This window comes from Rouxiella badensis (assembly GCF_002093665.1).
In the GTDB taxonomy this organism is placed as follows: Bacteria; Pseudomonadota; Gammaproteobacteria; order Enterobacterales; family Enterobacteriaceae; genus Rouxiella; species Rouxiella badensis.
Map to the genome: position 1 here is coordinate 108,902 of NZ_MRWE01000001.1, position 13,107 is coordinate 122,008.

9 protein-coding genes and 2 pseudogenes are annotated in these 13,107 nt (G+C 53.0%); 5 read left to right on the forward strand and 6 right to left on the reverse strand.

Annotated elements, in window-relative coordinates:
- Positions 1 to 20: 20 nt before the first annotated feature.
- Positions 21 to 1,138 (reverse strand): annotated as a pseudogene (locus tag BS640_RS00520) (IS3 family transposase).
- A 94-nt stretch (positions 1,139 to 1,232) separates the two neighbouring features.
- On the opposite strand from BS640_RS00520, the gene BS640_RS21855 reads away from it, so the two are divergent.
- Entirely contained in the window at positions 1,233 to 1,403 is a 171-nt protein-coding gene (locus BS640_RS21855; protein WP_420916427.1) for an integrase core domain-containing protein, read from the forward strand.
- 296 nt (positions 1,404 to 1,699) lie between these two features.
- Here the strand turns inward: BS640_RS21855 and BS640_RS00530 are convergent, their stop codons facing one another.
- The 3 genes from BS640_RS00530 to BS640_RS00540 are packed head-to-tail and all read right to left on the reverse strand — an operon-like array spanning position 1,700 to position 4,542.
- On the reverse strand, positions 1,700 to 2,419 hold the full coding sequence (locus tag BS640_RS00530) for a DUF554 domain-containing protein (protein ID WP_084911576.1): 720 nt from the start codon (positions 2,417 to 2,419) through the stop codon (positions 1,700 to 1,702).
- A gap of 19 nt (positions 2,420 to 2,438) precedes the next feature.
- Positions 2,439 to 3,032 carry a UbiX family flavin prenyltransferase gene (locus BS640_RS00535; protein ID WP_084911579.1) on the reverse strand — a complete coding sequence of 198 codons (594 nt, stop codon included), beginning with the start codon at positions 3,030 to 3,032 and terminating at the stop codon, positions 2,439 to 2,441.
- 13 nt (positions 3,033 to 3,045) lie between these two features.
- On the reverse strand, positions 3,046 to 4,542 hold the full coding sequence (locus BS640_RS00540) for a UbiD family decarboxylase (RefSeq protein ID WP_084911582.1): 1,497 nt from the start codon (positions 4,540 to 4,542) through the stop codon (positions 3,046 to 3,048).
- 331 nt (positions 4,543 to 4,873) lie between these two features.
- Between BS640_RS00540 and BS640_RS00545 the strand changes: the two genes are divergently transcribed.
- From BS640_RS00545 to BS640_RS00565, 4 genes and pseudogenes are all read left to right on the forward strand, one after another.
- Positions 4,874 to 5,776: a LysR family transcriptional regulator gene (locus tag BS640_RS00545; protein ID WP_084911584.1), complete on the forward strand. Its 903-nt coding sequence runs from the start codon at positions 4,874 to 4,876 to the stop codon at positions 5,774 to 5,776.
- 311 nt (positions 5,777 to 6,087) lie between these two features.
- A complete protein-coding gene (locus BS640_RS00555; protein ID WP_084911668.1) occupies positions 6,088 to 6,783 on the forward strand; it encodes an IS6 family transposase in 696 nt (231 codons plus the stop codon).
- A gap of 45 nt (positions 6,784 to 6,828) precedes the next feature.
- Positions 6,829 to 8,046: pseudogene (locus tag BS640_RS00560) on the forward strand (MFS transporter); the annotation flags it as partial.
- Positions 8,047 to 8,335: 289 nt separating this feature from the next.
- Positions 8,336 to 10,624, forward strand: coding sequence for a TonB-dependent siderophore receptor (locus tag BS640_RS00565; protein ID WP_017492440.1), 2,289 nt, complete (start codon positions 8,336 to 8,338; stop codon positions 10,622 to 10,624).
- Between the two features lie 36 nt (positions 10,625 to 10,660).
- Here BS640_RS00565 and dusC read toward each other — a convergent pair whose 3' ends face one another.
- Complete coding sequence (gene dusC, locus BS640_RS00570) at positions 10,661 to 11,593, reverse strand: tRNA dihydrouridine(16) synthase DusC (RefSeq protein WP_017492441.1); 933 nt, start codon at positions 11,591 to 11,593, stop codon at positions 10,661 to 10,663.
- A 67-nt stretch (positions 11,594 to 11,660) separates the two neighbouring features.
- Positions 11,661 to 13,097 carry an MFS transporter gene (locus tag BS640_RS00575; RefSeq protein WP_084911588.1) on the reverse strand — a complete coding sequence of 479 codons (1,437 nt, stop codon included), beginning with the start codon at positions 13,095 to 13,097 and terminating at the stop codon, positions 11,661 to 11,663.
- Between the last annotated feature and the right edge of the window lie 10 nt (positions 13,098 to 13,107).

Here is a 13,107-nt window from a genome sequence, read left to right on the forward strand (position 1 = left end):
ATAATCAGGAATAACCGGCTTCATGTTGGTTGTGTCTTCTGGCAACCGGCAGACTTCTCAGCAAATTCTGACGGGGTCATCCAGCCCAGCGCAGAATGGGGACGCCTCTGGTTATAGTGTATGCGCCAGGCCTCGATTTTGCACCGTGCATCCTCCAAAGACATAAACCCGTTCTCGTTCAGACATTCCTGCCGTTGAAGGACTCCACCGTCGCGTTGTCCGTCGGTGTTCCCGGGCGTGACAAGTCGATTCTGATGCCTCTTTCGTACACCCATCTGTCCAGCATTTTCCCTACAAATTCAGAACCATGATACCTATTTAGTGCATCCAGCTAGCGTTTAAGTCAGCTGTAAAGGACGTCTGAGCGCTATGCTATTCAGCATTTCTGCCACTTATTTTGAACCCAAATTCTGCCCCACGCAGATCCCCAGGCATTCGCGGGTGTACAGGTCGATAACCGTCAGCAGGCGCAGTCGTCGCCCGTCAAACAACGCATCAGAGACAAAATCCATGCCCCAGACGTGATTCGGATACAGACCCTGAGGCTGCGGTTGCCAGCGCTGGGCCGATTTATTGCGGCGTGGCCGTTTGAGGCGCAACGACAGACCCTGCTCACAGTAGAGGCGGTAGATTCTTTTGTGATTATCGCGCCAGCCTTCCCGCCAGAGCATCACGTGTACCCGGCGGTACCCGTAATGAACCCGAATTTCGGTTATCTCACGGATGCGTAGCCGCAGTGCGCTGTCGTCGGCGACCACAGAACGATATCGAAACGAGCTGCGGCTGACCCGCAGCACAAAACAGACCTGTCTCTCACTGACACTGTAGCGGGCTTGCAAATCCCTGCCCCATTCGCGCAGGCATGCCAGCGTCAGTTCTTTTTTGCCAGCACGTCCTGCAGCATCGCCTTGTCAAGGCTCAGATCGGCAACCAGCCTCTTCAGCCGCAGATTTGCCTCTTCCAGTTGCCGCATATGCTTCAGCTCCGAAGGAGAAATGCCGCCGTATTTTTTACGCCACGTATAGAAAGTGGCACCCGAAATGCCCAGCTTGCGACAGACGTCCGGCACTGACGTACCCAGTTCAGCCTGCTTCAGGGCAAAAACAATCTGCTCTTCGGTGAATCGTGACTTTTTCATCGACACATCCTCCGTTCAGGGGAGTCAATATCATGCCGGAATTCTGTTTCTGAATGGCGCAGGATTTTGGGTCAGGGTTAAAACGACTTCGTGGATGCCGAAGCTATTTGTGAAGCTGCATCGTGTCCGTGAATCCCTGGTCTATTCACGCTGGCTGAATGAATACAACAGTAAGCGGCTCCATGAATCTCTGAATAACCTGACTCAGGAAGAATGCCTGCTGATGGCTGAGAAGACTGAAAACTCAAAAAGTGTGTGGAATTAAAACGAGTGTGCTTACAATCAGGGCTGCACTGAATGACGTTGAGAAAGACGCTTCTGGCTTTCGAAAGAAATGAATAAACTACAGAGCGGCGCGACCTAGGCCACGCGCGAATGTCACTGAAAAGATCTACAAACTTAAGTGGCGACACTTTTAAATTTGGACAAAAGGCAAAGAAATGCAAGAGGTGGCGCCTTACACTTATTATCCGGTTCCGGCGCTGTGGAATAAATGACCATTGAAGTTTCGAAACCGGAAAAATTCCTCGGAGCTTATCGACCAATTACCTCTTGGGCTGATTAAAAATGAATATAGCTGGTCCACAGATAGGAAATCGGCATCACCAATACTAGCGCAGGTAACATATTTGCTACCGGGAACAGCTTGATACCGCTAATACGATAACCTGCGGCCAGCATCACCAGTCCGCCTGCCGCCGTAAAATCACCCATCATCGTGGGAGAAATCAGCGGCATGATAATACCGGCGGCGGCCACCAGGCAGAGCTGGATAATAAACTGTGGCACAGCTATCATAGCGACGGCATAACCCAGCGAGGTGGCGAAAATGGCGGCGGTAAAGAAATCCATGATGGTTTTAACCAGCAAAATCGATGGGCTACCGGTCATGCCTTCCGTCATCGCGCCAATAATGCCGGTGCCGCTGGCGCAAAACAGCACCAGTATGGCGACAAATTTCTCCTCAAATAACTCTGCGCTCATACCTTGCTTAGCAGGGGCTATTCGCTCAACCAGTTTTTTCGAAAATGCACCGAATTCACCAATCTTGCGTTCGAAGTAAATCAATTCGCCTATCGCCGCGCCAAGAATCAGCGCCAAAATTACCGCGGGCAGCGATTTGATTTTAACGATTAAAATAATGCCTAGACCAATCGAAGAAAGTCCAAAGGTTAAAGGCAGCGCGCAACGTAATCTTTCAGGTAAACGCGATCCCATGAAGGCGCCCGCCAGGCCGCCCAATACCACGGCGGCGCCATTAGCTATAGGCCCAATTAACATATATACTCCTGATGAATGTTTAGTCTAAATTTTCTCTGGTCGTGTTATTTCTGTCGCCCCATCGCGGGAGGTCAGGCACGTCCAAATCAAACAAATCCAATGCGCGGCCTACGCTGTGCGTCACGATATCGTCGAGCGTTTCAGGGCGTTGATAGAAGGCCGGAACCGGCGGGAAAATAATCCCGCCCATTTCAGTAATGCAACGCATATTGTTGATGTGAGAGAGATTTAAAGGCGTCTCTCGCACCATTAATACCAGCCGCTTGCGTTCTTTCAACACCACGTCTGCGGCGCGAGTCAGCAGATTGTCGGTCAGGCTGTGCGCAATGGAACCTAAGGTATTCATTGAACACGGCGCGATCAGCATGCCGATCGTTTTAAACGATCCACTCGAAATCGTGGCGCCCAGATTGGTTATCGAGTGAATCTTGTCTGCCAGCGCGTTGACTTCCTGCCGCTGATAGTCGGTTTCCAGCGCGCGTGTAACTTCAGCTCCTCTGGACATCACCAGATGCACCTCGATGTCCATAGGTTTCAGCAATTGCAGGGCCTTAACACCATATTGAAAACCTGAGGCGCCGCTGATACCGATGATGATTCGCCGTGTTGTCATGACTCTTTACCTATTATTTGAAGTCTGGAAGGAAGCGTTTAACGTCAACCTTTTTGAATTTGGAACGCTCAAAGTGATGTTTGAGATGGAACGGCACCGTGCAGTCAAAAATCACTTTGCACGAGGTGCCGACCTGCAACAGATGCGGACTAAATTCCGGCGTTTGCGACGGGTCGAGCGGGTGACAGCGCACGCCCGGGATGTTAATGGTGTCGATGTCACCCTGAAAACGAGTCTGCATCGCCCACAGCACGTCGTCGGTATCAAACAAATCAACATCTTCATCCACCAGAATGACGTGCTTCAATTCCGGAAACGCCGAGAAGGCAAGCAGCGCAGCCTGACGTTGGCGACCTTCATCATTAATCGAAGATTTTTTAAATTGCAGCACGGCCAAAAGCTTGCCGCCGCCCGAGGTGTGGGCATAGACATTGAGTAAACGTCCCGGCATTGCGCGCTCGACCATGTCAAGAATGCTGGCTTCGGTCGGGATCCCGGCCAGATTGACGTGCTCGCCGCTTGGCCCCAGTGTGGTTTGCAGAATCGGGTTTTTGCGGTGAGTGATAGCTTTAATCTTGATGACAGGCAGCTCGTCTTTTGACTCGCCGGTATAGCCCGGAAACTCAGGCATCGCCTTACCGGTGTTGGTGTTTTGATCCTCGCGGATACGCACGTTTGGCAATAACTCGCCTTCGATTACTATCTCTGCATGGGCGATAGCTTTTTCGTTGATGGTAATGCCGTTAACCAGCTCTACCGGATAGCCACGCAACGCACCCGCAACGTTCAATTCGTCATAACCTAGTGGCGTAGTCGGTGGTTCGAAGCAGGCGGCGATACTGATAGCAGGGTCTACGCCGATACTAATCGAAATCGGTAGCGGTTTACCGGCGGCCTCGGCCTTTTGGCGGAAAGCGTCAATGTGACGGCCCGGCGTCAACCACATGGTCAACTCATCGCGGCTTTGTACACACAGGCGGTGAATGGTGATATTGGACTCGCCCGTTTCCGGGTCAGAGGCGTAGCACATGCCCATGGTGAAATAGGGACCTGCATCTTCTTCGGTATTAGTAGGCGCGGGCAACAGTGTGCGCAGGTCAAAATCGGAGTCGCTGGCAAGATGAATAACTTCTTGGCACACGGCTTGGCCGCGTTCAATGGTGACTGGAGGGATCGGGTTTTGTACGGAATCCTTTAATAGAAAGCCCAGTTTTTCAGGTTTGCAGTTCAGCAGATGTCCAGTACGTTCGCGGGTCGACAGAATGCCGGTCACCACGCGCACTCCCGGATAACCTTTGACATTGTTAAACATCATCGCCGGTCCTTTACGGGTTGGACGCTCACAGGTACCGCCTGCGCCAACATAGCGATAAACGCCGGAGAGTTCTGCTTCTGGGTCAACTTCTACATTAGTTTCTACGAATTCGCCTGGTAAGGTTTGCAGGAAATCAATAGCTGAACGAAGATCGTGAACGGGTGACTCTTTTTTAGAATGGGTTGTATTTTTCATCATATTTCTCAGGTAAGTTTAAATAACCGTGGTGCGGAATTTAAATTACGCCGATAGAAATAAATTAAAAAATACCGTTTTAGTCTACGTCTAGATCATAAAAGTTGGAATAAACTATTCTTTGGGCAGATAAGTAACACAGTATTAACGATAGCAGAGTTTAATCAAGAAACGTAATGAAAGGTATAGCGCGCTCTAAAAAATTTACTTTAAAAGGTAAAGGCTTTAATTATAATTACTGTAATCAGGGAAGAGGATGCCATTTCAGCGGCATTCCAGCGTCATTATTTAATGACAGTATAGAATAAAAAGTCTTAGATCGGAGTCATCCATGGATCTCAAAAGAATGCGCTACTTCTGTACCATCGTCGAGCAAGGCTCTATCAGCCATGCGGCGCGGGTATTGAACATGGCGCAGCCGCCGCTTAGCAAGCGCATGCAGGAGCTGGAAGCCGAGATAGGCGCACCGCTTTTTGATCGCACTAACCGAGCGTTAATACCTACAGAGGCGGGAGTTTATCTTTATCAAAATGCTAAAGAGATCCTTAACAATATTGATAATATCAGGCTGCAAACCTTATTAATCGCCAGTCGCAATAAAAAGATTATCAGAATTGGTATTTCCTATCTTTTCCTCTCCTACTTCAGCAGTTTTATTCATAAGCTCAGCCAGCGCTATCCTGAAATAGAAATAAATATCTCGGTTGCCGACTCAAGTCATCTCGAGTTCTTACTGGTGCAGCGAATTATTGATATTGCGTTAATTCAAAAGCCGAAAATGACAAAAGCCTTTGATGTCATTGAAATGGGGCCAATGAAGCTTGTGGCGGTTATTGCCAAAAGTTTACTGCCCGAAAAGCCCAGGAAAAGTATTACCCTAGAAGCGCTGACGCGTTTTCCACTGGTGTTATTGCACCGCGCGGGCGGTAATGGCACTTTTGAAGTATTGATCGATAGCCTGCACAAATATGCCCATGAAATAAACGTGATCATGCAGGTTTCAGAGCCTCGCCTGATTATTGAACTGTTCAATCTTGGCGTCGAAGCTGCAACTTTATTGCCTGCTTCCGAGGTCAATTCAAAAAATCTATATAACTATCATGTGGTTGATGTTGCCTCACCGCCCTCACTGTTTGTGCCGATGGTAGTGAGGCTTACGCACGTTATCGGTAATCCAACTATTAATGAAATATGGGAGTGGGGTTTAGAATTGCAATCTAAAGGCAGCTTTTGAACTTCAATTTCTAGATCAAAATCATGCGCTTCGCTTACTGCGCGGCGGCGCAGTAAGCCCAAAGAGGCGCAGTCTTTACTGAACCCCAGATCCTGGACAATTCCAGAATGTGGGGTGCAGTGACCCTGACCCTGACCCTGACCCTGACCCTGACCCTGACCCCGTACATGATCCAGCCATAATCAGGAATAACCAGCTTCATTCTGGCTACCTGCCAATTTTTCAGTAAATTCGAAAAGGCATTTTTAGGGTTCTGTCGCATTAAGACGTCGTGAGGTAACATGCTGTTTTTTTTACGATGTTGCCTGACCATATCCCTGATCCGAAAATCTTTCCAACGCCTGCATTATCCCCCCGATGTTATCGCCCAGTGTGTTCGCTGGTATCTGGCGTATTCCCTGAGCCTCCGTAATCTGGAAGAGATGATGGCCGAGCGCGGCATTGTTGTTGATCATTCGACGCTTCACCGTTGGGTCATCCGCCTGGTGCCCCTGTTGGATAAGGTGTTCCGACGGTATAAACGCCCGGTGGGTCGACGCTGGCGAATGGACGAAACCTACATCAGAGTCAGAGGGCAGTGGAAATACCTGTACCGGGCCGTCGATACCGCAGGGCAGACCATCGATTTCCTGCTGACCGCCAGGCGGGATGCCGGCGCAGCACTGCGCTTCTTTCGTAAGGCTATTCGCCACCACGGTGGGCCAGAAAGGGTAACCATTGATAAAAGTAGCGCCAATACGGCAGCGTTGGCCACACTCAATGCCGACAAACCCGATGAAGAAAGCATCACGATCAGGCAGAACAAATATTTGAACAACCTTGTGGAGCAGGATCACCGGAACATCAAACGACGAACGCGACCCATGCTGGGATTCAAATCATTCCGGCGGGCACAGACCATACTTGCGGGTATTGAGCTGGTAAACATGATCCGTAAAGGACAGCTTCATCATCAAGCTGGCGAAGGATTGTCGTCTGCAGAACAATTTTATCTGCTGGCAGCCTGAAAAAACAGGTAGCGCAGATTTCATCATCTTCACTCCGTTAACGCGACAGAACCGGTGGGTTCCGCCACACCGATAGGCGTGCTATTTGGCGCGTTGATGGCCGGCTATCTCGGCGATCGCATTGGCCGAAAAGCCGTGATGTGTTGGGCGCTCGCCATCTACTGCGTCATGACGCTGTTTGCCGCCCTCGCCCCCAACTACCCGAGCTTCCTGATTGCCAGGATCCTCGCGGGTGTGGGCGTGGGCGCCGAGAGCGTAATTATTGCGCCCTATCTGAGCGAGTTTATCCCGCCGAAAAAACGTGGCTGGTTTATTGGCGCGCTGGCCGGGTTCTTCTCGTTTGGCTTCGTCGGGGCGGCATTGATCGGCCGCTTTATCGTGCCGTCGTTCGAGGACGGCTGGCGCTGGGCGCAGGTGATGACCGCGCTGCCTATTGTGATGCTGCTCTGGTGGCGTCGCAGCCTCCCGGAGTCACCGCGCTTTCTGCTTAACCGTGGTCGAGTGAAAGAGGCAACTCAGGTCATTGAAAATCTTGAGAAAAAGGTCGAGCGCGCCCTCGGACGCCCGTTGCCTGCCGTCCCGATTCAGACCGAAGCCACTGAGGTTGAAACCTCGACTCCGCCGCTCGGCTTTTTCGAGTCGATCGGCATGATGTTTACCGCCAGCATGCGCAAGCAGACGGTGGTCATCTGGCTCATCTGGTTTGTGGTCACCTTCTGCTATTACGGCTTTTTCGCCTGGATCCCGTCACTGCTCATCGCCAAGGGCTTTACCATCACCAAAAGCTTTGAATTCTCTATTATTATTTATCTGGCGCAGATACCGGGCTATTTCTCGGCGGCGGTGCTGTCAGACCGGCTGGACAGGAAGCACACCATCGCACTGTATCTGATAGGCGGCGCGATCAGCGCGTGGTTCCTCAGCCAGTCGGGCAGCCACGTGTCGATAGTGACGTCCGCCGCAGTGCTGTCGTTCTTCCTGAACGGTGCGTACGCGGGCCTTTATGCCTACACGCCGGAGAGCTTCCCTACCGCTATCCGCGCCACCGGTTGTGGTTTTGCCAGCGCCTTTGGCCGCATTGGCAGCATTCTCGCGCCAAGCATTATCGGGGTGTTTTCCGCCTCGCTGGGCTTTGCCGGGGTGTTCACCATGACCACCAGCATTTTGGTCGCAGGGGTGATTATCGTGGTCGCGTTTGGCGCAGCGACCAAAGGAAAATCACTGGAGAAAATTACCTCATCGGTAACAGAAATAACGCCTTAGCGTAAAGCCTCCCCATCATCCCCCTAGGGCGGTGCCTTCTCGCCCGCCCCTGGGGCACGATTTATCCCGCGCGCACCGTATCACCCTCCTTAAACGCAATCAGCAACAGCTCATTACTGCACCTTTACATCATAAATACACAAAGCGAACGATTCTCAACACTTATTTGCATTGATAACGATAATCGTTATTGATAGCATTCTCATGAAAGTTATTTCAAATTACTTCTAATTATTTTTAAAACAACACAGCGCGCTTCTTGTCAGCAACGGAATGGTCCTGCTCAGTGATGAAAAATATCCTGTTTTATACCAAGGTCACCTTATTTTCCGTGACCTCTTTTAGCCTGCTTATGCCAACACTTTCCCAAGCCGAGCAAACAACAACCCTTAAAGAGGGAGATAATAAACCGCTCGTAGACAGCAAAGAGAAAAAACAGAAGGACGAAGACGACACCATTACGGTGACCGCACAGCAACAAACCCTGCAAGCGCCGGGCGTCTCTATCATTACTCAAGACGAAATCAAGAAACACCCGCCGGCGCGCGACCTGGCCGAAATTATCCGTACCATGCCCGGCGTTAACCTGACCGGTAACTCCACCAGCGGCCAGCGCGGCAACAATCGCCAAATCGATATTCGCGGTATGGGCCCGGAAAATACCCTCGTGCTGATCGACGGCATGCCGGTGACCAGCAAGAACTCCGTGCGCTACGGCTGGCGCGGCGAGCGCGACAGCCGCGGTGACACCAACTGGGTACCGCCAGAAATGGTGGACAGCATTCAGGTCATTCGCGGTCCTGCCGCCGCACGCTACGGCAGCGGTGCAGCAGGGGGCGTCATCAACATTATCACCAAGCCAACCACCCCAGACTGGCACGGCACCTTCAATACCTACATGGATGCACCAACGCATAAATCCGAAGGCGCAACCAAACGCTATGACGCGAGCCTTTCAGGCGGCCTCACCGATACGCTGAGCTTTAAACTTTACGGCGGCTGGTCTAAGACTCAGGCCGATGCGCAAAACATCAACGCTGGCCATGAAGCCGCGCGTACCGGCTCTTACGCTGGAACAGTGCCTGCGGGTCGCGAAGGGGTGAAAAACGAGAACGTTAATGGCGTGCTGCACTGGGCTTTTGCGCCTAAGCAGGCGTTGGAACTCTCTGCGGGCTACAGCCGTCAGGGCAACCTGTACGCGGGGGATACGCAAAACACCAACTCCAACGCGCTGGTGACCGCCAACTATGGCAAGGAAACCAACGTACTTTACCGTCAGACGCTGAGCCTGAAACACACAGGAAGCTGGGATAACGGCGTATCGACCACCAACTATATTCAGTACGAACGCACCCGTAACAAACGTATCAACGAAGGCCTCGCGGGCGGTACCGAGGGTATATTCAGCACCACCAATCAAGGGTTCTCTACCATTGATTTGGCCGACGTCAACGCACATACCGAAATTAACGTGCCGCTCGATTTCTTCGTTCACCAAACCGCGACCTTCGGGGCGGAATGGAACCAGCAGCGAATGAAAGATCCAACCTCTAACACGCAGACCGCACAGGCCGGCAGCGTTGAGGGTATATCGAGCACCGGCCGCAGCCCCTATTCTTCCGCCGATATCTATTCCCTGTTTACCGAAGACAATATCGAGCTGACCGATACCACCACCGTGACACCGGGCCTGCGTTTCGATTATCAGACCATTACCGGCAAGAATTTCAGCCCGTCCCTGAACCTCTCGCAGGAGCTGGGCAGCGACTTCACGCTGAAAATGGGTATCGCGCGTGCCTACAAAGCGCCAAACCTGTACCAGACCAACCCTAATTACCTGCTCTACAGCAACGGTCAGGGCTGCTACGCCAGCGCCGGTTCATGCTATCTGCAGGGTAATAAAGATCTCAAAGCGGAAACCAGCGTCAACAAAGAGATTGGCATCGAATATCACCACAATGACGTTCAGGCCGGGTTGACCTACTACCGTAATGACTACCACAATAAGATTGAAGCGGGCTACGCGTCGGAATATTCCATCAGCAGCACCTCTGACGTTTACAAGTGGGAAAACGTGCCGAAGGCTGTGGTTCAGGGTATCGAAGGGACGCTCAACTTCCCGATCAGTGAATCTGTCGCCATGCGCAACAACTTCACCTACAACATCGAGAACGTGAACAAGACCACCAACGACTATCTGTCGGTTATCCCGAAATTCACCATCAACTCGACGGTGGATTGGCAGATACGCGACGACTGGTCGATGAGCGGAACCATGACCTGGTTCGGCAAGCAGAAGCCGAAGAAGTATAACTACAAAGGTGAAGATGCGACCGGATCCGAAACCTGGGTCGTCAGCCCTTACGCACTGTTTGGCTTGACCTCGACCTATACGGTGAACAAGTTCCTGGACGTGACGGCGGGTATCGACAACGTGCTCGACAAACGCCACTTCCGTGAAGGCAATGCGCAGACCACCGGCAACTCTACCACCGGCGCTTACCTCTACGGCGCAGGTGCCAACACCTATAACGAATCAGGCCGCGTGTTCTTTATGTCTTTGGGTATGCACTTCTGATATAAAAAAGGGCCATCGCTTGATGGCCCTTCTCTTTTACAAACGCTGAATCGCGAGCGCGATATCTTTCGAGGTATTCAAGGTTCGCACCTGAGTAAACACCTCCGTTGCCTCGCTGTACTCTTTACGCAAATATCCTAGCCACTGCTTGATGCGCGCCACGTGATACAAACCGGTGTCACCCTGCTTTTCAAGATAAGTGTACTTTTTCAACAGCGCGATGACCTGTGGCCACGGCATCTTCGGTTCATTATATTTAACCACCCGGCTAAGGTTTGGCACGTTTAGCGCGCCTCGCCCAATCATCACCGAGTCACAGCCAGTCACCTGCATACACCGCTGGGCGCTGGCATAATCCCAAATTTCACCGTTGGCAATCACCGGAATGCTCAGTCGTTGGCGAATCTCACCGATCGCCTGCCAGTTGATGCGCTCCGCCCGGTAGCCGTCCTCCTTGGTGCGACCGTGGACCGTAAGCTCCGTCGCACCGGACTGCTGCACCGCGTCGGCTATCTCGAGGCTATGAGCCAGTGAGTCCCAGCCGAGACGAATCTTCACCGTAACCGGCAGGTCAGCGGGCACCGCCTCACGCATCGCCTTCGCGCCGAGATAGATAAGCTCTGGGTCTTTCAGCAAGGTAGCACCGCCGCCGCTGCCGTTCACCGTCTTGGACGGGCAGCCACAGTTTAGGTCCACGCCGTAAGAGCCAAGTTCGATAGCTCGTGCGGCATTCTCACCCAACCATTCGGGATATTGCCCCAGCAGCTGGACCCGGACCCGCGTGCCGGACGGCGTGCAGCTTTCGTTAAGCAGTTCGGGGCAGAGACGGTAAAAGGACTTAACCGGCAACAGTTGGTCGACCACGCGTAAAAATTCGGTGATACAAAGATCGTAGTCGTTTACTTCGCTGAGAAGTTCACGCACCAGAGGATCCAGTACGCCTTCCATCGGAGCCAGTAATACACGCATAGCCGCTCTACCCTTAAAAATGAGGCGCAATAATACGGGCGAACGGCTAGCGATGGCAATGGGCGGACTATTTATAGTTGAGGCTTTCCTCCGGCTGCATCACGGGTTCAGTGCGCGTGGCACGCCGGGCGCTGATAATGGCCACCAGCGGTGCCGCGATAAACAGCAGCGACAGCCAGAAAGCCGCCTGGCTTACTCCCTGAGTCCCGCCCGGAACATAAATTCCCGACAGGTTGGCAACGGTACCGGCCAGTGCGGTGCCCATGGCGGCGGAGAAAGACTGCACCACGCTTATCGATGCTCCGGCTTTTTCTTTATCTTCTGCTGTCGCATGCTGCAACACGCGGGTCAGCAGGTGTGGCCAGCCAATTCCGGTAGCAAATCCCAGCAACGTCAGGCCCAGTACAATCAGCCCCATGTTCATCCAGCCATCACCGAATACCACAGGCAGCGAAACCAGCAGACAAAGCAGGCTGAGGATCATGACTGGCGGCCCCAGACGGATGGCGGTGCTGGTGCGGCGCTCGGGCCACGACGCGCTCCACATCTCGCCCAACGTCCAGCCAGCGGCACCGGCGGCGGTAATGTATCCGGCCATCAGCGGCGTTTGACCGTGCAAATGCTGCAGCAGATACGGCACGTAAATATCAAAGCCCATGCCTATCATCAGCAACGCCATGGTGGCAAACAACGCGCACAGCGGCGACGACAGGCTCAGCGCGTCGCGCGGCAGCAGGCGAACCGGGGTGGTGTACTCCCTTTTACGCAGCCACAGCACCAGCACTATCGCCGCGACGATGCCGGCGAAATTCATCCAGCCGTGAGGCGACAGGCTTCCCGCCGACACCGCCAGCACCGCGCTCGCCAGCAGCACCAACTGCAGACGCGGCAGAGGTTCAGTGACCGAACGCTTTTGCTGACGCGCCGGAAGGCTTTTCCATACCAGCAGCGCAAACAGCAGCGTGACCGGCAACAGCAGACCAAACGCATAGCGCCAGGCGTGCAGCTCCGCGAAAATGCCGCCCACCGCCGGGCCGACCAGGGTGGCGACACCCCACATCGCCGAAATTAGCGCCATCGCCCGAGGCCAAAGTTTTTCTTCAAACACCTGATTAACCATCGCATACGACATCGCAAACAGGAATCCGCCGCCGAGCCCTTGCACCGCTCTGCCAAGCAGCAGTATCGGCATCGACGGAGCCACCGTACAAATCGCCGCTCCAGCCATGAAAATCACCGTCGCATTCAAATAGGCCCAGCGAGGCCCACATCTGCCCAACAGACGCGCCGACAGTGCCGCGCCCATGATAGCGCTGACCACAAACAGCGTGGTATTCCACGCGTACCACGCCATACCGCCGATGTCCTCGACCACCGACGGCAGGATGGTAATCACGATATAACTGTTGGTGGCATACAGTGCCACGCCGCCGCTCAGGGTGATGGCACTCCCCCGATTCTCGGCCGTAAACAAACTGCCCCATCCGCTGTGACTCTCTGACATTGCAGGCTTC